Source organism: Bacillus sp. D386, assembly GCF_006346415.1.
Genome location: NZ_VEMV01000002.1, coordinates 231,867 through 255,267, shown reverse-complemented (window position 1 = coordinate 255,267; position 23,401 = coordinate 231,867). Strand labels below are relative to the sequence as shown.

Below are 23,401 nucleotides of genomic sequence, written 5' to 3'. Positions count from 1 at the left end.
AACAACTCCTTAATACTGATTTTCATTAAAAAACTCATACACTTTGGTTAATAATCGGGTGAGTTCCTTACTATCATCTAATCCGATATATTCCTCTAGAAGGGTAAAAGTTTGATGTAATTTAGCAAGTGCTGCATCTGCTACAGAATCTCCCTCACATGTTAATGTAACCAGTACCACCCTGCGATCATTTTTATCAATTCTGCGGGTAATTAGGTTATGCTGTTCCAGCTTATTTAAAATGGGGGTAACAGATGGCATTTTAACATTTAACTGCTTGCTGATCTCGGATACCTTAATCTCGGTAATATGTTGAGTTTTTTCTTTGATACATGTCAAAACTCTTATTTCACTTGGTTTATATCCTTTTATTGTTTTCTTTTCCCAATCCAATTTGTCAAACTGTGTAAAAGCCCTGATCAATTTTTCAACTGATCGGTCTTTGTTAACTGTCATACCTCCACCTCTAAAACAAAGTCTTCCTAATAGTTAAGTAACCAAATTAAAAGCAAATAAAATTATATTTATATAATATATACAAGTCAATATAGCTATACAGTTTCAGAAAGTGTAAAATATGACAAATTAAATACGATGGTTTTGTAGGTCTGTTAAATAAAAGAAATAGGAAATGAAAAAATGTATAATGTATAAAACATATTAAATTCAGCTTAAAATCCCAATGTTTTACATAATTAGGATTGTCTTTATATCAGTTCTTCGGTAACGTTATATATAGAAGCTAAACTCAGGAGGAAGAAAGTTTATGAAAGAAAGAAAACAGAAGGGGAGTTATAAACGCTTTTTTCGGTTATTGCATGCAACGAACCCTTCATATGGAAGACTTGGTTTTGCACTCGGTCTGAGTATTATTACTACCCTTATTGGGTTGCTCATTCCATTGTTAACAAAGGAATTGGTAGACGGCTTCAGTATGTCTTCATTATCTAAAAGTCAGATTCTCATAATTGTATTGGTGTTTATTGCTCAAGCTGGTTTAAGTGCATACGCGACCTATGCACTTGGATATAATGGTCAAAAAATCATTGCAGGCTTGAGGGATTTATTATGGAAAAAGTTGATTAAGCTGCCTGTATCGTACTCTGACAAATATGGTTCAGGGGAAATGATTAGCAGATTAACAAATGACACAATGGTCGTCAAAGAATTGATAACTACCCATTTAGTTGGGGCTATTACTGGAATGATTTCAGTTATTGGGTCTATAACGATATTATTTATCATGAACTGGAAATTAACCCTGTTAATATTTATTGTTTTCCCAATAGCAGCCATGATTTTAATACCAATTGGCCGAATTATGCTTAATATCTCGAAGGAGACCCAAGCTGAAACTGGTAGATTTACAGGGGTATTAAATCAGGTCCTACCTGAAATCCGCTTAGTCAAGGCATCCAATGCAGAAGAAATTGAATATAATAGGGGAATGTCAGGTGTAAACCGGTTGTTCGCTCTTGGTTTAAAAGAAGCGAAGACCCAGTCTCTTGTTTCACCAATTATCACATTAGTGCTAATGGCTGCTCTAGTAGGAATTATTGGGTATGGCGGTATGCAGGTAGCGAGCGGAATTATTACAGCAGGTTCGCTTGTAGCTTTTATTCTTTACATTTTTCAAATTATTATGCCTATGGGGCAAATTACGACATTTTTTACTCAATTGCAGCGTTCGATGGGAGCAACCATGAGAATAATTGAAATCCTGAATGAAAAAGAAGAGGATTTACTCAAAGGGAAAGAACTAGTAAAAGCAAATGTCGATATCGTTCTCGATGATTTATCATTTGGATATGCAGAGGAGTCTTTAATTCTTCGTCATTTAAATGCAAAGATTGAAGCGGGAAAAGTAACAGCGATTGTTGGACCAAGCGGTGGAGGGAAGACGACTCTGTTTAAATTGCTTGAACGCTTTTACGAACCAAGTGAGGGATCAATCAGGATAGGTGAAATTCCTATCGGTGAATACAATTTGCAATCGTGGCGGAAGCATATTGGGTATGTATCTCAAGAAAGCCCGCTGTTGGCAGGTACGATCCAGGATAATATATGTTATGGTTTGGAAAGGGAAGTCACCTCCGCTGAACTGGAGCAAGCAGCTGAAATGGCTCATGCACTTGAATTCATTCAGCAGCTTCCAGAAGGATTCCAAACGGATGTAGGGGAGAGGGGATTGAAGCTGTCAGGAGGACAGCGCCAACGAATTGCGATAGCAAGAGCGTTATTGAGAAATCCAAGTATTCTAATGCTAGACGAGGCCACATCAAGTTTAGACAGCCAGTCTGAACAAATCGTGCAGGCTGCATTAAATAAACTAATGGTAGGGAGGACGACAATCGTTATTGCCCATCGATTATCAACCGTCGTCAATGCCGATCAGTTGTTATTTATTGAAAAAGGTGAAATTACAGGTAGAGGAACACATGAAGAATTAATGCAAACTCACAAGCTCTACCATGAATTCGCAACACAGCAATTAAAAATTAATGAGAATTTAAAAGAGAAGGCATAAATTGCACAAAGCATAACAATTTTTTTTGATATTTAAGAATGAACAACTAGCTAAACGAAACCAAAACTCGCTTAGAAATATTTTACTAAGCGCGTTTTGGTTTTTTTAAAAGCAATTTTACTATTATTTAAGGGTTATAAACCTGTAAATAGAATCAAAACGCCCAATTCCCATTTCGGAATATGGCCTCACGTGTACCATCAGGCAATTCTCCATCAATGTCCATATCAGCTGAACCAATCATAAAGTCCTCATGCACTTGGCTGATATTTACCCCATACTTATGCAATTGTTCGATATTCATTTCTTCTCCACCTTCGAGGCAAAATGGATATCCAGCTCCAATGGCGAGGTGGTTAGAAGCATTTTCATCAAATAACGTATTATAGAATAAGATATTTGATTCAGAGATCGGTGAATGGTGAGGTACCAGCGCAATTTCACCCAGGTATTTAGCTCCTTCATCAACATTGATAAGATGATTTAAAATTTTATTTCCTTTTTTTGCCACGGCATTTACGATTCTTCCTTCTTCAAATGTTAACGTAAATTCATCAATTACATTGCCGCCATAAGCTAACGGTTTTGTGCTTGAAACCGTGCCATTTACTCCATTTTTTAAAGGAATCGTAAATACTTCTTCAGTAGGCATATTGGCTACGAATTCTTTGCCGGTTGAGTCTTTAGCTCCTGCTGCGCACCACTTATGTTTCTCGGAAAGTTCAATTCTTAAATCCGTACCAGGTGCTTTATAGTGTATGTATTTATATTTTTTGTTATTTAAATAATCAGCTTTACTGATTAATGTATCAAGATGCTCCTCCCATGCTTGGATAACATTTTCCTGATCAACACGGACTGAAGAAAAGATGGCATCCCAAAGTAAATCTAAGCTGTTTTCTTGTCCAGGGAATATTTTTTTGGACCAACCCTCACCTGCAGCAGCAACGACTGTCCAACTGATCTTATTGGACTGCATTGCTTCGCGTAAATTATTGAGAGCCTTACCTGCAGCCTTTTGAAAATTAGCGATCCGATTTGAGTCGATCCCATTCAGTAAGTCCGGATCTTGAGAGACAATCGTTATAAAAGTTGCACCTCTTTCAACCATTTCGTTTCTGGAGGCAGCCATCCATGAAGGAAATTCAGTAAATGCCTCGTCAGGTGCCAGCAAATATTTCGTTCGGTTAATTTCTTCATCACTCCATTCCACAAAAACCTGCTTTGCACCTGCTTCATAGGCTTTTTTAACAAGTTTACGTGTAAATGGTGCAGTTTCAATAGTGGATATGATGAATACAATTTGATCCTTTTGTACATTAGCAGCTTTCTTAACAGTCAAGTCAGCATAACGATCTAATTTTTCTTCAAAATTATTCATGGATTAATCCTCCCCATACAATATTATTTACTATAAAAGTATATCATCTAGATATCAGAAAATATCAAAAATTTATTTGGATAAAAATATAGAGCTGGATCTATAAGAAATCCAGCTCTATATAGCATTTTTATTAATGTCCTCCTAAGAAGACCAATTGAATAAGGAATAGTACACCAAAGATGTAAACAAGAGGTGGAACTTCTTTCGCTTTGCCACCAACTAATTTCAAGATTGGATAAATAATAAATCCAAATGCGATTCCAGTAGAGATACTTGAAGTTAAAGGCATCGCAAGGATAATAACAAATGCTGTAAAAGCTTCATCAAACTCAGACCATCTAATCTTTGATATACCTTCCATCATAAAGCACCCAACAATAATTAAAACAGGAGCTGTAATGGAAGCTAAGTTTGAGATGGCTCCAATAAATGGTGAGAAGAATAATGCTAAGCTGAACAATATAGCAACAACTACTGCTGTTAAACCAGTACGACCACCGGCAGCAACACCTGTACTTGATTCTACATATGCTGTTGAAGGACTTGTACCAAAAGCAGCACCAACAGTAGTAGCGATAGAATCACCAAGGAAAGCTTGCTTTGCCCTAGGAAACTTACCGTCTTTTAATAATCCGGCCTGTTCGGATACAGCCACCATTGTACCTGTTGTGTCAAAAATCGTTACGAGTAGGAATGAAAATACAACGGCGTATAAGCTGTTAGTGAATACACCACCGAGATCTAAATCAAAAAATGCTATTCCTTCTGGAAGTGAAGGGAGTAATTGCTTGGCTGTAATGTCCAGCATGCCTGTAAAATAGCCAATAATTGCTGTAATAATCATTCCAATAAACAAAGCACCAGGTACTTTTCTTACCATAAGAATAAGGGTAATGAATAAACCGGCAATTGTTAATAATGGAACAGGAGCAGTTAAATCACCTAAACCAACAAGATTGCTTTCGTTTGCGACAAAGATTTGTGCTTGTTTAAAACCAAGAAACGCTATGAATAAACCAATACCGGATGTAATTCCATATTTAATAGAAAGAGGGATGGAATTAATGATCTTTTCACGTAAATTACTAAAACTTAATAACATAAATAAAAGTCCGGCGATAAATACTGCGCCTAAAACCACTTGATAGCTAAGTCCTTGTGTCGCAACAACACTCGTAAAGTAAGCGTTTATTCCCATACCTGGCGCAACGGCGATTGGGTATTTTGCATACAAGCCCATAATTAAAGTACCAATTACTGCCGAGATAATGGTAGCAATAAATACCTGATTAAAGGGAATTCCTGAAGCGGAAAGGATTGCCGGGTTAACTATTACAATGTACACCATTGTAAAGAAAGTAGTTATACCAGCTAAAACTTCCGTTTTAACAGTAGACCCGTTTTGGCTAATTGAGAAAAATTTGTCTAACAATTCGTATACCTCCATCTATTCACCTTTAAAAAAGCGAACGTTTTTGACGACATTTAATATAATATTCGCTTTTAGGTTATTTTTCAACCACAAATTAATAATTATATTAATTATTTGCAATAACTACTTATAATATGAGGATTAAAGAGAGGCTTTATCCTAGTTATGAGGTTGATATTTAAAACATTATCATACTAAAACTGATTGTTAGTATTAGAAGTCATTATGAATAGTGCTTCAACATTTCAGGACTTTGATTTGTAAATGGTTGATGTTACTTTTGTGACTTCTGTATAGGTTGAAATACAAAGTAGACTGTGACCAAAAAACAAAAAGAAATTTATGTGAATAAATTAAAAATATACAAAAATTAGTAGATGAAAATATTTACATTTTTCATATCGGGAGTATTATTATCAAAGTTTCTAATTTCTAAATCGCTTAAGCATAATTGCGCGGGGGACCCATTGTGTTCTGGGGTGAATCCATTATGGTAGGGCTACTCAGTAGGCACGAATCCGACAGCTAACTCCTCAGCGTTTTATGAGAAGGAAGGTGGAACTTGTGAGACGAAACTAATATAACGTCTGCAGGTCTATTTATTGATGGCTTGCAGGCGTTTTTTGTTGATCAAGCTATTAATTTATTAATTTCTTAATAATAAAAGCGGGTGAGCAGAGTGGTTTCATCAATAAAACGTATACTCATTGGTCGTACTTTAAAGTCAATATAAACACAGAGTGATTTCCGCTATTAATGGAATCACTCTTTTTTTGCTTAAACTACACATCCCTTTAGATTTAATAGTTATATGAAATAATGATGGCATTTTTATGCATAAAAATACAAGTAAGTATTTACCTCAAAAAATTATGGTGATATAATTTATTTACTTTTTTAAAGAGGGTGATTCCCATTAGAATGTTAATTTTAGAAGATGAGCCTGTTGCGAGAAAAGTACTAAGGAAAAGGCTTGAATTACAAGGATATACAGTAGATGATTTTGACGATCCAGAGGATGCAATTATAGCTTGTGATAAAGTGAAATACGATTTATTAATTTTTGATATTACCATTCATGGTGCAATTATTGATGGTTTGGAAGCTGCTTCTATTATAAGGAAAAAACATAATATTCCCTTTGTCCTCGTTACCGGAGCAGATTCGTCAGATGCAAGATTGCGAGGATTACAGGAAGGTGCGCTTTTGTATTTTACAAAGCCTTTCAGCTACAAAGAACTTGTCCTTAACATAAAAAATATTATGGAAAGTACAGCAGTAAAAAATAATTCGTATTATATACATAGAGGATTAAAAATTGAGCCTCTTCGTGGTACGATTACGAAAGAAGATGGCAGTGTTGAAACGCTATCGAAAATTCCAATGCAGGTGTATACGTATTTATTAGAACATAAAAATCAAGTTGTCAGTAAACAAGAATTATGGGAAAAAATATGGACTGAGCATGGGGATATGAGTGATGACATTATTAATACAACGATAAATCGGATTAGACGAAAGATAGGTAAGAATAGCATTAATACGATTAAAAATGTTGGATATGAAATCAATGACTAAAAATTGGCTTACTGTTAAACGGTTTACCATTTTATCCAATATTCTCATGTTCTTGATATTTACAGGCATAGTCTTACTGCAAAATATTAATCGGGTAAACGATTATGCAAAACATCGAATCAATGAAGTATTGCCGAACTTCTATTTGGTTGAAACTCATTTAGCTGAATACGGTTTACAGGAAGACTTTCTAAATGATAAATTCGGTAAGCTACCTGGTGCTTATGAGTATATGATGATTTTGGATAATGACTCAAGTTATCAAAATATTGCTTATAACCAAACATCAAAGAATATCAATATTTATGAAGGAAAAGATAAAAAATATTTACCAATAATTAAGTGGTTATTAGGTCAGAGTCGAGAAGACATCTATGTAAAAGATGGTTTAAGTGATAAAAAAATTAAGGTTGAGTTTTATGAAGTTAATGGATCTGTAATAGCTGAAATTGAGCATGCCATTCATACGGAAGCATTCAATGGTCAGTTATATACGAAAATAAATCTCTCGGTTCTGCTTATTGAAGATTTTAAAGAAATACTCATCACGAATGGTTATTTATATTTGATTATATTCATTTTTTTCTTTTTGTTTCAGGCCTTATTATTTGAAACTATTTTTAAACCTTTATCGAAGATGACCAATCATTATAAGCTGAAAAACAAGTTTAATATTACACCCCATTTTATGAATGACTATATGTTAAGGGAAATGGAAGAGTTAAACAATGTTACCAATAGTAGTGTTGAAAAAATGCTCGCTGTAACCGACGAGACGCATGCTTTCCTAGAAGAGATTGTCCATGAGGTTCGGAATCCTGCTCATAATATTAAGAATACCATTGAATATTTGGAGGACCTGATTGATAACGAAACTCATCCTGAGATTAAAGAAGGATTGTTTCATATTAAAAACCAATCTAGTAATATAGATTCGTTATTAACAGGTATTAAATTATCGCATGAACTTTATTATTTAGGAGGAAATCCTCCCGATAGCTGGATAGAACCAAAAGGTTGTATTGAACCATTAATGGCTGCCTATATGAGGAATTACCCCTCCTACACATTTATTTTTAATGATAATGTAAGTAAAACCACCAAAATCTGGATTGATGAGTATTCATTTGAATTAGTCATGCAGAATTTATTGAGCAATGCAGTGAAATATTCTACAAAGGAATCAACCATTTTTGTGGGAATTAGAGAGAATAAGCTTGATAATACTATTAATATTGACGTAACCAACACTGGCTCATCTATCCATTATTCTAATATCAATAAGATCTTTGATAAGTATGTACGTCTAAGTATGGCTAAGCAGATAACGTCTGGATCGGGTATTGGGTTATGGATTGTTAAAAGGGTTTCTGAAATTTATGATGTGAATATTGATGTAAATAGTACAAATCAATCAGCAACCTTTTCGCTGAAGTTCAAGCATATTAAACAGGAAAATATTGAAGAATAGCGCAGGGAAGAGTGGGGCAACAATTTAATGCATGCCTCACTCTTTTTTACATTACTGAATATTTCTTGGAGAATACGTTTTATTACTTGAAGTTTTAGCTGCTTTAGAGCATTTATCATAGCGGTTAAAATAGAATGAGAATGCTATTATGCTGAATGAAAATCGAATTAATAGAAAAAAGCGGAATATCCAAAATCGGACATTCCGCTTTTTTTCCTTAATGGTGATTTTAATTTGATTTTGTTTCCTCTAGCTTTGTTAATTTATTGCGCATCTCTAAAGAATCCTTTTTTCCATGCATAAAATAATAGACTACGATTAATGCCAATACGAGAATCGACATGATTAGATAGAGATTTCGATAGCCTGTGAAAGGAATAATCATTCCAAGTACATATGGGCCAATTCCGAAGCCTACATCCAAAAAGATAAAAAAGGTTGCTGTTGCTAAACCGATTCGGTGAGGAGGAGTCACTTTTACGGCAATAGCCTGAGTTGTAGATTGGATATTCCCAAAACCGAGTCCAATAATTGCGCCGGCTAAAAGCAAAATAAATCCGTTATTAGCATAGCTTAATAGAAGAAGTCCAAGGGCAAATACAAGTAAGCAGGGATACATAATAATATTAGATCCTTTTAAGTCTAACAAGCGGCCAGTAAAAGGTCTTGACACTAAAACCGCTGCTGCATAAACGACAAAAAAGAAACTTGCTGCTTCAACTAATTGAATCTCTTCTGAATAGAAAGTAATAAATGATAAGACGCTTGAATAGCATAGGGCTCCCAGCATCATAACGATAGCAATGGGGATAGCCTTTGGTTCAATAAAACTGGAAAGCTTAACTCTATTGTTTTCTGATTCAACAGAAGTGTGAGATTGTTCATTTTGTATTTTTAATAGAAAGGCAGTTAAAAAGCTAACAGCTCCCAATGCTATACAAAAGCTGAAAATGACTTCAAATGTTGTATGCTGTTTTAAATAAATACCTAAAAAAGGACCAATCGCAGTAGCAAGAGTGGCACTAAGGCTAAAATATCCAACGCCTTCACCACGTCGTTCTGCTGGTATGATTTGCGCTACAATGGTACCGGTAGCCGTACTTGCAATTCCTAATCCGATTCCATGTAATAAGCGGTTAACCATCAAAAAAGACAAGCTATTAATCCCAAAATATAAAATAGTTGTTAATGTAAAAACGATAAGTCCGAATAATAATATTCTTTTTCTGCCGTATTTATCGATAATTCTACCTGTCAGAAGTCGGCCAATAAGTGCTCCAATAATAAAAATTCCGGTAACCAGTCCTGCTTCACTCGTTGAAGCACTAAATTGTTCAACAGCATAGACCGAAATTGACACCATTAATAAATAAAAAACAAGTGTTAATAAAAAATTAATGGTGGATACAATGATAAAATCTTTTGTCCATAATTTTGCTCGTTCCGTTTGCATAGTTATCTCCTTACTCATTAAAATTTTGCTTAATCCTTTCTAGGATATTTAGGAATTGTTCTTGTTCATCTGTCGTAATACCTATTAACTTTCCAATCTGAAATTCATCAATCTCACTTCTTACAACTTTATATTGTTTCTCTCCTTTAGCAGTCAGTTGAATATTTTTCTTCCTTTTATCTGAGCTTGAAAATGACTGAATATACCCTTGCTGCTCGAGGCTGTTGACTGTGCGGGTTATCGCTGGCTTTTCGATACTTTGATATTTAGATATCTCAACAAGGGTATGTGGCCCATAATTAAAAAGGATATACATAATTGTCCATTGTGGTCTGTTCAAAGCATATCTACCTAGAATTTCATTTAACTGGTCAATATAAGGTTTATGCACCATAGACAACTCGTGAAATAACTGTTGATATCTTTTCATTTTACCTCCTTATAAATTAGTTACTTTAGTTAACTAATCCAATTTTTTTATTATGGCAGAGAAGAGGAGAAGATGTCCAGTCTTTTTATAATGGTAAAAGATAGGCATATTATTTTGCTTTGAATTCAAACTATATTAAAATAAATTTACAAATCATATATCGTACATGGAGGTATACATATGACTAAAGTTTTATTTGTTAAAGTAAACGATCGACCGGCAGACCAAGCTGTTTCTGTTCAAATGTACAATGCATTTTTACATGCATATAAAGAAGCAAATCCAACTGATCAAATTACAGAGCTGGATTTATTCCAAGTAGAACTCCCTTACTATGGAAATGCGGCGATTACCGCTCTTTATAAAAACAATCAAGGAATCGAATTAACAGAAGAAGAAACTAAATATGTTAATTTAGCAAATCAATATATCGATCAATTCTTATCCATGGATAAAATTGTTTTTGCCTTCCCTCTTTGGAATTCAACTGTTCCTGCGCCATTAATTACGTATATTTCGTATTTGGCTCAAGCCGGAAAAATGTTTAAGTATACTGCTGAAGGTCCGATAGGATATGCAGCTGATAAAAAGGTAGCACTATTGTCTGCAAGAGGTTCTGATTACTCAGCTATACCAGGAGCGGAAATGGCAGTTAATTTAGTTAAATCTGCTATTAGCCTTTGGGGAATTACTAACCCAGAAGTTATGGTTATTGAAGGACATAATCAATACCCAGACCGTACGGTTGAAATTGTTGCAGAAGGGCTTGAGAAAACCGCTAAACTTGCTGCCCGCTTCTAATTAAGAAACATCAATACTATATCGTTGGATTTACCATTAATATAGAAAACAATAAAAACAGTGGGATTCGATTAAGAATTCCCACTGTTTTTATATATAAAGGACGATAAATGACGCGTTTGTTAAAAAATAAGCAGAATAGTACCAATTGTAATCGCAATACCACCAATAATCGTATTTTTATTAGGTTTTTCTTTTAAAATAATAAAGCTTAATACCATTGTAATGACTACGCTGAATTTATCGATGGGAGCTACGATGGATACCTGTCCGATTTGAATGGCAGCAAAGTAGCACAACCAAGATAAGCCAGTTGCGATACCCGATAGGATTAAAAAGAGATAGGACCTATTAGATATCGTTTTAAGATCTTTTTGCGTCCTTTGGAAAAATACAATGCTCCAGGCAAAAATTAAGATCACTACAGTACGAATGAAGGTGGCAACATTTGAATCAACATCCTCGATACCGATTTTCGCCAATATACTGGTTAGTGCTGCAAAAACGGCTGATAAGACAGCTAGGAAAATATACGACTGAAGATAGCCTTCTTTCTTCTTTTTTTCTCTCTTACCGATAAGAATAAAAGTACCAATCGTAATAACGACCCCTCCTGCAATCACTAACGGAGTCAACGGCTCCTGAAGGATGATAAAGGATAAAATAATTGTAATTATGACGCTTGATTTATCAATAGGAACTACTTTTGATACATCACCAATTTGTATGGCCTTAAAAAAACATAGCCACGATAGGCCAGTGGTTATACCTGATAAGATAATGAAAATCCATGCCTTAGGATGGATAGTATACAGCTCATCCCATTGCCCGGTTATTCGAACAACGGCATAAGCCATAATTAGGACTACAAACGTTCGAATCGCAGTGGCCAAATTTGAATTCACATTATTAATCCCGATTTTTGCTAATATTGACGTTAATGCTGCAAATAAAGCAGCCAGTAAAGCTAACAGTATGCTCATGAAAATCCTCGCTTATTTATGTACTTAGAATCGGTTTGTTCCTCTGGTTTTTTCTAACTTTAACTATAACTCAATTCCATTTAAAAAGGTATTTGGTTTCATATAAGTTTAAATACTTGATTCTTGAGTTGTATTTACATGAAGAAAAAATACACTCCTTATGTCACATAGATTATCTACCCGGCATAAAAAGTGTATTTTAGTTTTAGGATTCAAAGGATATATAGTAGGGATATGGGAATCTCATTTCAAGCTGTTAATTCAAACGTTCCAACGGTTTAACTGCTGGGCCTTCGATGACTTCCCCGTTAGGTGCAAAGCGGGATCCATGACATGGGCAATCCCAGGAACGTTCTCCATTATTCCATTTCACTTCACACCCCATATGGGTACAGGTAGTATCTACTACACAAACGTTACCTGTATGGTCGCGATAGGCACCGGCTCTTTTACCATTAAAGGTAACGATACTGCCTTCATCGGGTTTAAGTTCATCTGGACTGATATCTTTATCAGCAAGTTTTCCTTTAATTAATTCTTTTGCTACATTTATATTTTCTTTTATGAATTTACCGGCAGATTGTATATGTGTTTCTGAACGAGTGGGGGTAAACAGATCAAAATATGGATTTTCTTTTCCACGTACTAAATCACTTAAAATTAGAGCAGCGACAGCTCCGTTCGACATTCCCCATTTCCCAAAACCAGTTGCAACAAAAATATGATCCTTCATAGAAGAATATGGACCAATATAAGGGACATAATCCAATGTTTCTAAATCCTGTGCTGACCATCTGTATGGAAGGTCATTAACTGTGTAATACTTTTCGGCAAAATCCTTTAGTGCTTCATAATGCTTAAATGGATTTTCGCTTTGACCGGTTTTATGACTTTCTCCTCCAAATAATACCAGGGTTTTATCCCCGTCTTTTGTATGGCGGATTGAGCGGGTAGGCTGCTCGGCGCTAATGTACATTCCATCTGGTAGGTCTTCCTTGATTTCAGCGGCAACAATGTAAGAGCGTTTCGGGCTCAGGCGAGAGAAGTACAGTCCCTGCATATCATAGAATGGATAGTGGGAAGCAATCACAACTTTATTGCAATAAATGGTATGTCCATTCTTCACTTTAACTTGAACAGGTCCTTTATCGTCATCTTCAATAGCTTCTACTGGCGATTGTTCAAATACTTGTCCGCCTTTTTTTATAATCAGGTTTAAAATATGGCCTAAGTATTTAACTGGATGAAATTGTGCTTGATTAGGCATAATAATGGCATTTTTGATTGGATAAGGCAAAGGCAGGTGTTCGACAAGTTTACCTGGAATGCCCAGTTTTTGATAAGCTTCGAACTCTGACTTGATTTTCTTTTCAAATTTTTCAGTCTCTGCGTAAAGGATGGCTTCCTGTTCTTCATAATCACAATCGATCTCTTCTTCTTTGTAGAGAGAATGGATAAATTCAAGGCCATCCATATTTGCCTGATAGTATAGTTTCGCTTTTTCTTCACCTACCGAATTAATTAATTTGTCATAAATTAATCCATGCTGGGCGGTTATTTTTGCTGTTGTATGGCCTGTTGTCCCATTCATCACTTCGCTTGCCTCAACTAATGCAACCTTTACTCCTTTGCTGACCAATTGATAAGCCGTTAAAATACCGACTATTCCAGCTCCAACTATAACAACATCTGTTTCTAAATCATTTTGTAGCTTATTAAATTTCAGTTCTTCTTGATTCTGCATGAACTTCGTCCAATATGAACTCGATTGATTAGGTAATTGATTCATTTTAACCCCTCCGGTTTTTCCAATATAGTATATAGTTACCCATGTTTTGTTAAAAAAATCAGCTAATTATGATAAACGGATTGTTTATAATGAAGACCGATTGGATATTAAGTAAAAAAAATGGGGGCTGGAGGGGAATTCGATTGAGGAGTCAAACTAAAAAGAAATTATTAGTAATAGGAAGCTTTCTGTTGGGATCCGGCTTTATGGGTGCTATGGATGGGATTATTTTTCATCAGCTTTTACAATGGCATAGTGTCGTGATGGAAACGAGTCGCTCAGGTCAAATCATGAGTGATGGGATTTTTCATTTTGCGGTGACGATTGCTTTGGTGGCAGGGGGCTTTATTTTATGGCTTGCTGGGAACCCATCAGACCAAAAGCAGGGTGTCAAACAGATTATTAGTTGGTTTTTAATTGGCTCAGGTTTATTCAATATGTTGGAAGGGATTGTTAATCATCATATCCTGCAGATTCATAGGGTAAAACCAGGTGATCCCAATGCTTTATTCTATGATATAGCGTTTCTGATAGTTGGAGCTATTTTATTTTTGATTGGTTTGTATTTGAAAAATAGTGCGTCCAGGCATAAGGGTGGCGAAGAGATTCATGTATAGAATACTTAGCTTTATTGTTATCGCTGGGTTTGTATCCATCATGCTATATTTTCATCAACAAAGCAGCCATTTCAGCAATGATGCTCATGCTGGGCATACGGGACAACATGATGGATTAGAAATAAGCAATATAAGTGAAGTGAAAATTCCGGAAATTAATGGATGGATCAAGCAGGATCAAACAGGGTGTTGGATGCTGAAAATCAACACAAAAAACTTTTCGTTTAAACCAGAAAAGCTGGGTTCGAATGAGCAACGAATTAATGAAGGTCATGCCCATCTATATATGAATGGAGATAAAAAGAATAGAATTTATGGTCAATATTATGATTTAGGCACACTCAAACCAGGGGTGTACAAGGTGAAGGTTACGTTAAATACGAATAATCATAAAGCACTAATGTATAACGGTAAGGAGATTGCCTATCACTATAAACTTAAGGTGAAATAGATTACAAACAGTCATCTGACAATTCAGAAGATATACCTATATGGTAATTTGGAATTAAATGGTATGATTATTCATATAAATGATTATCGATGGAGGATGAAATGTTTGGAAAAATTTATATTGCTATTCTAGTATGTTTTTCTCTCGTTTCTTGTATGATGGCCATCGTAAAACCTTCCATATTTGACTTGCATTTAAAAAATTTTCGCCGAAGCCTTTATACGTTATTTGTGCTTTGCCTCGGAATCGGCATTATTGCAGGCGGAATAAATATAACCAACTGGACATATATATTGAGTTTAACTGCAATCGTTGTTTTTATCGATTTATCCGTTCTTTTAACACCAAGCATTTTAAAGATATGGCAGGCAGAGTTTATAACAGGTTCTGAATTTCTTGAAGCTACCATAAAGGAAAATGAAAAAATTCAACGAGCGACGGTGACAAAGGTAGAGCATATGTCCTTATTAGTACAGGATGCTATCTATTATTTTGAGCAAAAGCCTGTTCCTGAAAACGGAGAAGAATATGAGAGAGAGTTAAAGAAATATCTTGTCCTGTATTGTGAGGAATTTGGTTTGTCAGTTGATATCAATCAGTACGAAGCTGACGATTCGATTGACTTAGATATATCCGTCAGGGAGAGAATTAAACAAAAGCTTATCAGGATTGATCATATACATAATTTCGATTTTAATCAGCAGCTTTTACAAAGCTTTACCGATTCGATTTTCAATTTAGAGGTTATCACCCTTGAAGACCACGATGCTTTGTTAATTCCTATCCATTTACAAATGTATAACTTTATTATAGTTTTAAAGAAAGATAAGGGCATTCCCATTGAAGTGGATGGTGTTCATATTGCTAATTTAGTTCACATTTATGATTCGTTTATGTAAAACTTTGGTATAATAAGGGTATAAAAGTTAAGGAAGAGAGGAGTAAGATGGCTATGAGGCGTAGGAGAAATAACATTCAGTCTGACGATTCCGCTGAGGCAATGGCAAAAAACTCCCAGTCAGGTCCCAAAATCACCCATCTCTCTGATAAATCAGTCAGTAAGCAGACAAAGAAAGTAAAAGAAATGAATAAAAAAGCATTGGCTTATATATACTCTGTAAAATAACAAAGTGATGGGACTTTGTTATTTTTTTTTGTATTGCTTTTTTGTGTTATAGCATAAGCTATAACAAAATGCACATGTTAGGAGCATAAAATATGACATCTAAGAATGTAACTAAACAATTAGGAAAAAACAGAAGGTACACAGTTTTGGGCAATAAGGCATTAAGGATCAGTAAAATGAATCATGAGGCCATTAGAGTTTTAAAAAAACTTCGAGGTAAATTTGGATAATTGAAGAGACTAAAGGCTAAATAAAACATTCGTTAAAGATAAAAAAGACAGCTTCCGGATAGGGAGAGCTGCCTTAAATTGTAATAAGAATATGTTATTATTTATCCCATGGAAGTAAGTAGAAGAGAATACAGAAGAAATGCATAACACTTCCGGCGATAACGAAAAGATGCCAAATGGCATGATGGAATTTGAAGCCTCTCCATACATAAAAGATAGCACCTACCGTGTATAGAATACCTCCAGTAACTAATAAAATCATTCCATTTGGCTCAAGGAAGTTGACCAATGGTTTCCATGCGAAGACAATCATCCAACCCATTACTATGTAAAGAAGTGTTGATACGATCATATATTTTTTAACAAAAAATGATTTAAAAACTGTTCCCCCAAAAGCTATTCCCCAGACAATACCGAATAAAGTCCAACGTGTCCAACCGTCCAATACAATAAAACAAAATGGCGTGTACGTACCTGCGATAAAAAAATAGATAGCTGAATGGTCGAATATTTCAAATACATTCTTAGCTTTGCCCTGGGGTAAGCTGTGCAAAAGAGTGGAGCACAGATACATAAGAAGCATTGTTATTCCAAATATAGTAAAACTAACGATGTGCCAAGCGGTCCCATATATAGAGGAATGGAAAACCAGCAAAATCAGCGCTACTATACTTAATATAACACCCAGGCCATGGGTAACTGCATTTGCGATTTCTTCACCTTTGCTATAAACATGAATGTCCTTCATTAAATTTCCTTCTTTCTAGTACAATATGAATTATTATCATTAGTATAATGCAATATCATTAATATGTAAATATTAATACTCTATATTATTGCTTCGACAATTCATTATATAGTTTTAATAACTACTTATCACCCATTTTATAGTATGCATGTTAAATGAGATATTTTTGAATTCATCTTAATTAAGAAAAGGAAACTGGTTATCAGTTTTTTTGTGGTTTACGCAGGTCTGTTATATGAAAGATTTAACTATACCAAGACTCGCATTAGTTCTTCTGAGGCGTGTTGTTTAACTATTCAATAAGAATCATTATTTTAACCATTATAAATAATGAATGGCTTCTACGAATTTAATGAATATAGTAGTATACTAGTATGGTATTTATTTAAGTTACAGTAAAAGGAATGATTGACGTTGAGATTAATTGCAACAGACATGGATGGGACTTTGTTGAATGGTAAAGGTCGTATCAGTAAGGAGAATATAATCGCAATTGAAAAAGCACAGGCGGAAGGGATTCAGGTAGTTATTGTTACAGGAAGACCATACAGTTATGCCTTGATGCCATTGGAACTGGCTGGATTGTGTTGTCCTGTAATTGCATTAAACGGAGCTGAAATAAGAGACGAGCAGAGAGAAGTATTAAATAAACTCCCACTAAAAAAAGAATGGTGCCGCTCAATTCAAAAAGTACTGGAAAATAAAAACGTATATATTGAGTTTTTTACTAACGTTGGAGTTTTTTCTAAAAGTATGGAACAGTATATTGACATTAGAATGCAATTAAAAATGGAGAGATTCCCATACGCTGATGAAGCTCTAATGCTAGAGGATGTTAGAAGAAGAGCGGAGGAACGATTTAAATTCGAACACTGCCATTTTGTAGATAACTTTGAAGGTATATACCTGGATGAAGAATTGATTATCTATAAGATTTTAGTATTATCAGCTGATATGGATGAATTGGCACGTATAAATAGCGAATTAGCCGGTGAAACCGAGTATATCATTACCTCTTCTGAGCGCGGAAACATAGAATTTAATCATCCAAAAGCTCAGAAAGGAACATCATTAAAGATGTTGGCTGATCAATTTAATATCGAGATGAAAGAAGTTATGGCACTTGGTGACCATTTAAATGATGTTTCCATGCTTCAGCTGGCTGGACGTGGAGTAGCTATGGGAAATGCTTCCGATGAGGTGAAAGAACTCTGCCAATATCATACTAAAACGAATGTAGAACATGGTGTTGCCTGTGCGATTGAAGAAGTCCTTGCAATACGTCAAGTTTAAGGTAGTTAGTATGATTACAGCTTAAGTCAATTCTAAATGAGATTGCTAATAATATATTTCATCAAGTCTAATTCTAACAAAACTCAAACTTTATATATGATATATGATTTTCTGCTGATTCTAACGTGATATGTTTATAAATTTTCAGTTGTTAACATCCGTATATACATTCATTTTGTTTATATAAATATGTAAAACAATAGCGAAATAGAATGATTGGTGTATAATGGTAACGGAGCTGACTCCGTAAAATTTTGCAGGGTTATAATTGATCTAATTATAGCCTCAGGAGGAAAAACATGACGATAAGCACAGAAAATATTATGGAATTGATTACGGTTGACCAATGGGATGATGCATATTCAATAATGAAGCAATTACGTACTGATTTGGATAAGCATTCGTATTTAGAATTAATGAATCAAATGCATAAAGAAGGGTACAGGCTTTTTGCATTGTTTTTAGGTGAAGAAGTGGTAGCTGTAATTGGTGTTAGTTCTCGTGTGAATTTCTATAATAAACGTCATATCATTGTTCATGATTTGGTAACAACTGAAAGTAAACGTTCGAGAGGATATGGGGAAAAGCTGCTTGTTTTTATTCATGAATGGGCTAAGGAAAATGGTGCGAATTATGTAGCATTAGAATCTGCTCTTTCACGCACGGATGCTCACCGCTTCTATGAAGAAAAGTTAGGCTACGATAAATGGTGTTACTCATTTCGTAAAAAGCTGTAATACATGATTTCAGATTCTGCGGAACGCCCTTCTTTCGGCATACAAGGTGCAAGCTTTGCATATTTTATTTTTTTTGCCGTGACCATTTTGATATTTGCGTAAATCTTTATCTTTCTTTTTGCAAATAGAACATTTATTGAAAAAAGTGAACATACAAACTTTCTCCTTTAGGAATAAAATAATAGTAGCATAGAACTACTATGAGTATGATAATGAATAACAAAAAAGCCGAAGAAATGTTGTTAATCAGCATTTCTTCGGCTTTTTTGATATTTGCTGATGACTTAAAAAGCTTCATGCCACAGCATAGTTATGGTTAAGGCACTGCTGGAGTCATTTGGATTACCTGGGAATAATTTAATTAATATGGCTCCTGGTGTAAAGACTACCTCTGGGCGATGCTTTAAAGGTAAACTGTTAAGCATTCCTAAGATTTCATTTTTTTGCCCATGCTGAGCATACGTCATTATTTGTCTTGAAAACTGTGGATTGTTTTGAATGTGGTTAGTTATGGTGTAGGCATCATTTATAAGCTCCTTGGCAACCCCTGCTGAATTAATAAATATTACTGGTTGAACTGGAGGAAGCTGGCGATCATAATTTTGGTAATTATTATGGTAACCGGGGTGCATATTATTCATGTCATATGGATTATTCATGTTCCTATCTCCTTTTATCAAAGTAATTATAAATGAATGGATATTAAAGATGGTCTATAGTATTCATACCTATGAAGAGGACTGGCGATAGGTGAATCTTTGGATATGTAAGGAGAAGATGCCTGGTTAAAAGTGTTAATGATACTTTTACTTATAATTACTCCTTGTTTTATTGGGATTTTAGTTGGGTCCTTAACCTAGACAACCTATATAGCTGGTTGTCTTTTTATTTACTCTTCTTTAAAAGAAGAACTAAAGAAAAAAATTCCACTAATAATCTGCTTTAAATAAGGCATGATATATCAGAAAAATGATATAGACGATCTAGCAGATTAACTCATTGTAAGTGTATTAGAAACTTTTTGATGTGAAGCTAACAGGAGGTATTTCATTGAATGCTGGAAAAGTGGATTTAGAAGAGAAAAAGGAGTTCAGGGCTGTACCAATGATGGCAGTTTTGGCAGTGGCAGCATTCATTGGTTTATTCAGTGAAACAGCCTTAAATTTGGCTTTAATCAATATTATGCATGACTTTAATATAGAAGCTTCAACAGCACAATGGCTGACCACAGGATATTTATTGACATTGGGAATTTTGGTACCTGTTTCGGCTATCTTAATTCAAACGTTTACGACCAGGCAATTGTTTTTTTTCTCTCTGGCGATGGGAATTGTTGGCACATTGATTGGTGGCCTTGCGCATTCATTTCCTATATTGGTGTCGGCGCGAGTCATCCAGGCCATTGGAACCGCTATTCTTTTACCCTTAATGACTAATTGCACACTTATTATTTTTCCTCCGCATAAACGTGGGGTAGTGATGGGATTAATGGGGCTTGTTATCATGTCTGCTCCTGCATTTGGCCCTACCTTCTCTGGAATCATTGTAGACCAATTAAGTTGGCATTGGATTTTTTGGACATGTTTGCCGATATTATTGCTTTCCATGGGTGCCGGGATATTTTTTATGAAAAATGTTACAAAACTAACAAAACCAAAGATCGATATAAGGTCAGTAATACTTTCCTCAATTGGATTTGGCGGGATTGTTTACGGATTTAGTGCTGCCGGAGAGGGCGGAGGTGGATGGGGAGAAGCACATGTGTTACTCCCTATTGGAATCGGTCTATTTTTCTTGATATTGTTCTCCTTCCGTCAAATTTATACTGATAATCCTATGATTAATTTGCGCGTATTCACTTACCCTATGTTTTCCCTGGGTGTCTCATTGGTTTTTTTAGCTATGTTAATGATTTTATCGAATGCCATTCTATTACCGATGTATTTAAAAGGAGGGCTACTATTATCGGCATTTACAGCTGGTTTAACGCTTTTGCCTGGTGGGATAATGAATGGGATTATGTCTCCAATTAACGGAAAATTAATGGATAAATATGGGGCGAGATGGTTGGTGGTTATTGGGTTTGTATTAACTAGTATAGCGAGTATTTTATTTTTACAAATCACAGCTGATACTTCTTTATCGACAATTATCATAATGCATGTTTGCTTATCAATTGGCATTGCTTTTATCATGATGCCTTCACAGACAAATGGCTTAAATCAATTACCCAGAAAATATTATCCTGATGGGACCGCTGTCATGAGCACGCTTCAGCAAATTGCCGGAGCTATCGGAACTGCATTGGCGATTACCTTTATGACAATGGGGCAAAATTCATATTTAAATGAAGCAGGGAGTTATCCTAATTCAGAGGTTCTAACGGAGGCTCTCATTTATGGTGTGAAAAAAGGGTATATCCTTATAATGGTTGCTTCAATTACCGGGTTATTATTGTCTTTATTTCTGAAAAGAGTGAAAGTATAGAGAAAGAAAACTCCTTATGTGAAATAGGGAGTTTTCTTTTTGGGTATATAGGGCGATTATTTTGAAATAAATGTATATATTAAAGTAAAAAAATAATCAAAAAGTGTAAAAAGGGTTTATAAGTTTGTAAATAGAGGAATTTAGGTATAGGTGTTGTTCTGTTTGTATAATATGAAAGCTAATACAAAACATATAACTAACTATCTTTTATACAGATAGTAAATCGGAAAAGATAGTGAATTACCATAGAATACCACAAAAAATCTTGAATATTTTCACAGAAGCAGAAGAACAAAAGGGGTTGCTAAGACTTGAAGCTTAAAAATTTGTTGAGTGATGTCGCAAAAGTGTCAGATAAGGATAAAGAAATATATATTACCGGGATTGCTAATAATTCATTAGAGGTAAAAGAGGGATTCATATTTGTAGCCATTACAGGATTTCAGGTGGATGGTCATACGTATATTGAAAAGGCAATTGAAGCTGGAGCGAGAGTTATAATCGGCGAAAAAGAAATCACTGATCTATCGGTCCCGTATATTAGGGTTGAAAATAGCCGCGCTATCCTGGCTGATTTAGCTAAACGTTTTTATCCTGTGCAAGCAGATAGAACAATTATTGGAGTAACAGGTACAAATGGAAAAACTACTACTTCGTTTATGTTGAAGCATATCCTTGAAGCTTATGGTAGATCCTGTTCTTTATTTGGTTCGGTTTATAATTATATAAATGGTGAAAAATCTACACCCTCTGTAAATACAACCATGGATGCATTGCAATTACAAAAAGAATTATCAAGAAGTCAAGATGATATTGTCATAATGGAAGTATCTTCACACGCACTGTCACAATATCGAGTGAAAGGGATTAGCTATGATTATGCTCTTTTTACAAACTTAGACCATGACCATTTAGATTATCATAAGGATATGGATGATTATTTTTCAGTAAAAGCACAGCTTTTTACTCAATTAAAGCCAGATGGTGCTGCTGTGATTAATACGAATAACAAATGGGGCAGTAAACTTGAAAAAAGGTTATGCGGTACTAATGACCAAATTTTTTGTGTAGGGAATAAAGAATCTGATTTGTATATTCAGCAAAATAAAACGGGTGATATACAGTTTGTATATAAAAATAAAGAAATCTATCCTATTAGGCTTTCTATTAAGGGAAAACATAATATTCAAAATGCGGCGCTTGCATTTCTAACAGCGAGAAATATGTGTGTACCAGGTGAAGTAATAATTAATGCACTACAATCATTTCCTGGCGTGCCGGGGAGATTTGAAGTAGTGAATCACCCGACAGGTGCACAGTTAGTTGTAGATTATGCTCATACTTGCGATGCTTTTGCACAATGTCTTAAAACCGGAAGAGAGATGGGGGCAAAGCGCATCATTCATATCTTTGGATTTAGGGGAAATCGAGATGTGACAAAGAGACGTGGTATGGTTGAAATCTCGAAAAAGCACAGTGACCTATGTATTTTAACGCTGGATGATTTAGGGACCGAATCTTTTGAGGGGATGATAGAAGCACTACATGATTTAAAGCCATCTGCCAAAGGGAAGGTCATACCGGATCGTACGTCGGCAATCGAATATGCTTGGAAAATTGCAAAAGATGGTGACTGGATTTTTATTACCGGAAAAGGCAATGAAGTTTATAAAAATACGTATCTTTTACCGACTAATTCCGACATAGATACATTAACTTATCTTTCAAAAGAGGAAAAAACAGTTAAGGTAATTTGAGCCTGATTGCAAAATTTGTTGAATAAATAATAATATAGTCGAATTTCCAAGAAAACGTTTGACTATAGTAAGTAGTTAAATTATATTAAGTATGTAGTAATGATTAC

Annotated in this window: 21 protein-coding genes and 1 riboswitch; of the genes, 12 read left to right on the top strand and 9 right to left on the bottom strand. The window is 35.0% G+C overall.

Features of this window, described 5'->3' with window-relative positions; genetic code table 11:
* Nucleotides 1-9 precede the first annotated feature (9 nt).
* Nucleotides 10-456, bottom strand: coding sequence for a MarR family winged helix-turn-helix transcriptional regulator (locus tag FHY45_RS06240; RefSeq protein ID WP_066100083.1), 447 nt, complete (start codon nt 454-456; stop codon nt 10-12).
* A 310-nt stretch (nt 457-766) separates the two neighbouring features.
* On the opposite strand from FHY45_RS06240, the gene FHY45_RS06235 reads away from it, so the two are divergent.
* On the top strand, nt 767-2,527 hold the full coding sequence (locus FHY45_RS06235; protein WP_139891185.1) for an ABC transporter ATP-binding protein: 1,761 nt from the start codon (nt 767-769) through the stop codon (nt 2,525-2,527).
* Nucleotides 2,528-2,681: 154 nt separating this feature from the next.
* Here FHY45_RS06235 and FHY45_RS06230 read toward each other — a convergent pair whose 3' ends face one another.
* Both FHY45_RS06230 and FHY45_RS06225 read right to left on the bottom strand, forming a co-directional pair.
* Nucleotides 2,682-3,908: an aminopeptidase gene (locus tag FHY45_RS06230; RefSeq protein WP_066100078.1), complete on the bottom strand. Its 1,227-nt coding sequence runs from the start codon at nt 3,906-3,908 to the stop codon at nt 2,682-2,684.
* Nucleotides 3,909-4,041: 133 nt separating this feature from the next.
* Nucleotides 4,042-5,343 (bottom strand): NCS2 family permease, encoded by a 1,302-nt coding sequence (locus tag FHY45_RS06225; protein WP_066100075.1) that lies wholly within the window; start codon nt 5,341-5,343, stop codon nt 4,042-4,044.
* Nucleotides 5,344-5,771: 428 nt separating this feature from the next.
* Nucleotides 5,772-5,898: riboswitch (cyclic di-AMP (ydaO/yuaA leader) on the top strand.
* Nucleotides 5,899-6,264: 366 nt separating this feature from the next.
* On the opposite strand from FHY45_RS06225, the gene FHY45_RS06220 reads away from it, so the two are divergent.
* Entirely contained in the window at nt 6,265-6,921 is a 657-nt protein-coding gene (locus FHY45_RS06220; RefSeq protein WP_066100072.1) for a response regulator transcription factor, read from the top strand.
* The gene (locus FHY45_RS06215; RefSeq protein WP_180349908.1) at nt 6,914-8,392 is read left to right on the top strand and encodes a sensor histidine kinase; all 1,479 of its coding nucleotides are present in this window, start codon (nt 6,914-6,916) and stop codon (nt 8,390-8,392) included. Before FHY45_RS06220 ends, FHY45_RS06215 begins: the two co-directional genes overlap by 8 nt.
* A 229-nt stretch (nt 8,393-8,621) precedes the next feature.
* Here FHY45_RS06215 and FHY45_RS06210 read toward each other — a convergent pair whose 3' ends face one another.
* Both FHY45_RS06210 and FHY45_RS06205 read right to left on the bottom strand, forming a co-directional pair.
* Entirely contained in the window at nt 8,622-9,845 is a 1,224-nt protein-coding gene (locus FHY45_RS06210; RefSeq protein WP_066100066.1) for an MFS transporter, read from the bottom strand.
* Between the two features lie 10 nt (nt 9,846-9,855).
* Nucleotides 9,856-10,275: a MarR family winged helix-turn-helix transcriptional regulator gene (locus FHY45_RS06205; RefSeq protein ID WP_139891183.1), complete on the bottom strand. Its 420-nt coding sequence runs from the start codon at nt 10,273-10,275 to the stop codon at nt 9,856-9,858.
* A 180-nt stretch (nt 10,276-10,455) separates the two neighbouring features.
* Between FHY45_RS06205 and FHY45_RS06200 the strand changes: the two genes are divergently transcribed.
* A complete protein-coding gene (locus tag FHY45_RS06200) occupies nt 10,456-11,076 on the top strand; it encodes an FMN-dependent NADH-azoreductase (RefSeq protein WP_066100058.1) in 621 nt (206 codons plus the stop codon).
* A gap of 122 nt (nt 11,077-11,198) precedes the next feature.
* Here the strand turns inward: FHY45_RS06200 and FHY45_RS06195 are convergent, their stop codons facing one another.
* Both FHY45_RS06195 and FHY45_RS06190 read right to left on the bottom strand, forming a co-directional pair.
* The gene (locus FHY45_RS06195; protein ID WP_139891182.1) at nt 11,199-12,059 is read right to left on the bottom strand and encodes an EamA family transporter; all 861 of its coding nucleotides are present in this window, start codon (nt 12,057-12,059) and stop codon (nt 11,199-11,201) included.
* A 256-nt stretch (nt 12,060-12,315) separates the two neighbouring features.
* Nucleotides 12,316-13,848: an FAD-dependent oxidoreductase gene (locus FHY45_RS06190; protein ID WP_139891181.1), complete on the bottom strand. Its 1,533-nt coding sequence runs from the start codon at nt 13,846-13,848 to the stop codon at nt 12,316-12,318.
* Between the two features lie 143 nt (nt 13,849-13,991).
* On the opposite strand from FHY45_RS06190, the gene FHY45_RS06185 reads away from it, so the two are divergent.
* From FHY45_RS06185 to FHY45_RS06170, 4 genes are all read left to right on the top strand, one after another.
* Nucleotides 13,992-14,465: a DUF2243 domain-containing protein gene (locus tag FHY45_RS06185; RefSeq protein ID WP_257468935.1), complete on the top strand. Its 474-nt coding sequence runs from the start codon at nt 13,992-13,994 to the stop codon at nt 14,463-14,465.
* Complete coding sequence (locus FHY45_RS06180; RefSeq protein WP_066100045.1) at nt 14,458-14,916, top strand: hypothetical protein; 459 nt, start codon at nt 14,458-14,460, stop codon at nt 14,914-14,916. Before FHY45_RS06185 ends, FHY45_RS06180 begins: the two co-directional genes overlap by 8 nt.
* Nucleotides 14,917-15,017: 101 nt before the next feature.
* Nucleotides 15,018-15,815: a type II toxin-antitoxin system SpoIISA family toxin gene (locus FHY45_RS06175; protein ID WP_066100042.1), complete on the top strand. Its 798-nt coding sequence runs from the start codon at nt 15,018-15,020 to the stop codon at nt 15,813-15,815.
* Between the two features lie 47 nt (nt 15,816-15,862).
* The gene (locus FHY45_RS06170) at nt 15,863-16,042 is read left to right on the top strand and encodes a hypothetical protein (protein ID WP_139891179.1); all 180 of its coding nucleotides are present in this window, start codon (nt 15,863-15,865) and stop codon (nt 16,040-16,042) included.
* 327 nt (nt 16,043-16,369) lie between these two features.
* Here FHY45_RS06170 and trhA read toward each other — a convergent pair whose 3' ends face one another.
* Complete coding sequence (gene trhA, locus FHY45_RS06165; protein ID WP_066100039.1) at nt 16,370-17,020, bottom strand: PAQR family membrane homeostasis protein TrhA; 651 nt, start codon at nt 17,018-17,020, stop codon at nt 16,370-16,372.
* A gap of 414 nt (nt 17,021-17,434) precedes the next feature.
* Here trhA and FHY45_RS06160 point away from each other — a divergent pair, with 414 nt between their 5' ends.
* Nucleotides 17,435-18,313: a Cof-type HAD-IIB family hydrolase gene (locus FHY45_RS06160; RefSeq protein WP_139891178.1), complete on the top strand. Its 879-nt coding sequence runs from the start codon at nt 17,435-17,437 to the stop codon at nt 18,311-18,313.
* A gap of 299 nt (nt 18,314-18,612) precedes the next feature.
* Entirely contained in the window at nt 18,613-19,050 is a 438-nt protein-coding gene (locus tag FHY45_RS06155; RefSeq protein ID WP_077247926.1) for a GNAT family N-acetyltransferase, read from the top strand.
* A gap of 284 nt (nt 19,051-19,334) precedes the next feature.
* Here FHY45_RS06155 and FHY45_RS06150 read toward each other — a convergent pair whose 3' ends face one another.
* Nucleotides 19,335-19,709 carry a YuzC family spore coat inner layer protein gene (locus FHY45_RS06150; protein WP_066100033.1) on the bottom strand — a complete coding sequence of 125 codons (375 nt, stop codon included), beginning with the start codon at nt 19,707-19,709 and terminating at the stop codon, nt 19,335-19,337.
* Nucleotides 19,710-20,154: 445 nt separating this feature from the next.
* Here FHY45_RS06150 and FHY45_RS06145 point away from each other — a divergent pair, with 445 nt between their 5' ends.
* On the top strand, nt 20,155-21,537 hold the full coding sequence (locus tag FHY45_RS06145) for a DHA2 family efflux MFS transporter permease subunit (protein ID WP_066102227.1): 1,383 nt from the start codon (nt 20,155-20,157) through the stop codon (nt 21,535-21,537).
* A gap of 311 nt (nt 21,538-21,848) precedes the next feature.
* Nucleotides 21,849-23,294 (top strand): UDP-N-acetylmuramoyl-L-alanyl-D-glutamate--2,6-diaminopimelate ligase, encoded by a 1,446-nt coding sequence (locus FHY45_RS06140; protein ID WP_066100031.1) that lies wholly within the window; start codon nt 21,849-21,851, stop codon nt 23,292-23,294.
* Nucleotides 23,295-23,401 lie beyond the last annotated feature (107 nt).

Coding starts and splice junctions, on each gene's coding strand:
- FHY45_RS06205 (WP_139891183.1), bottom strand. CDS start 10,275: ATGAAAAGATATCAACAGTTATTTCACGAGTTGTCTATGGTGCATAAA.
- FHY45_RS06235 (WP_139891185.1), top strand. CDS start 767: ATGAAAGAAAGAAAACAGAAGGGGAGTTATAAACGCTTTTTTCGGTTA.
- FHY45_RS06175 (WP_066100042.1), top strand. CDS start 15,018: ATGTTTGGAAAAATTTATATTGCTATTCTAGTATGTTTTTCTCTCGTT.
- FHY45_RS06170 (WP_139891179.1), top strand. CDS start 15,863: ATGGCTATGAGGCGTAGGAGAAATAACATTCAGTCTGACGATTCCGCT.
- FHY45_RS06210 (WP_066100066.1), bottom strand. CDS start 9,845: ATGCAAACGGAACGAGCAAAATTATGGACAAAAGATTTTATCATTGTA.
- FHY45_RS06145 (WP_066102227.1), top strand. CDS start 20,155: ATGATGGCAGTTTTGGCAGTGGCAGCATTCATTGGTTTATTCAGTGAA.
- FHY45_RS06215 (WP_180349908.1), top strand. CDS start 6,914: ATGACTAAAAATTGGCTTACTGTTAAACGGTTTACCATTTTATCCAAT.
- trhA (WP_066100039.1), bottom strand. CDS start 17,020: ATGAAGGACATTCATGTTTATAGCAAAGGTGAAGAAATCGCAAATGCA.
- FHY45_RS06230 (WP_066100078.1), bottom strand. CDS start 3,908: ATGAATAATTTTGAAGAAAAATTAGATCGTTATGCTGACTTGACTGTT.
- FHY45_RS06220 (WP_066100072.1), top strand. CDS start 6,265: ATGTTAATTTTAGAAGATGAGCCTGTTGCGAGAAAAGTACTAAGGAAA.
- FHY45_RS06155 (WP_077247926.1), top strand. CDS start 18,613: ATGACGATAAGCACAGAAAATATTATGGAATTGATTACGGTTGACCAA.
- FHY45_RS06180 (WP_066100045.1), top strand. CDS start 14,458: ATGTATAGAATACTTAGCTTTATTGTTATCGCTGGGTTTGTATCCATC.
- FHY45_RS06190 (WP_139891181.1), bottom strand. CDS start 13,848: ATGAATCAATTACCTAATCAATCGAGTTCATATTGGACGAAGTTCATG.
- FHY45_RS06150 (WP_066100033.1), bottom strand. CDS start 19,709: ATGAATAATCCATATGACATGAATAATATGCACCCCGGTTACCATAAT.
- FHY45_RS06195 (WP_139891182.1), bottom strand. CDS start 12,059: ATGAGCATACTGTTAGCTTTACTGGCTGCTTTATTTGCAGCATTAACG.
- FHY45_RS06200 (WP_066100058.1), top strand. CDS start 10,456: ATGACTAAAGTTTTATTTGTTAAAGTAAACGATCGACCGGCAGACCAA.
- FHY45_RS06240 (WP_066100083.1), bottom strand. CDS start 456: ATGACAGTTAACAAAGACCGATCAGTTGAAAAATTGATCAGGGCTTTT.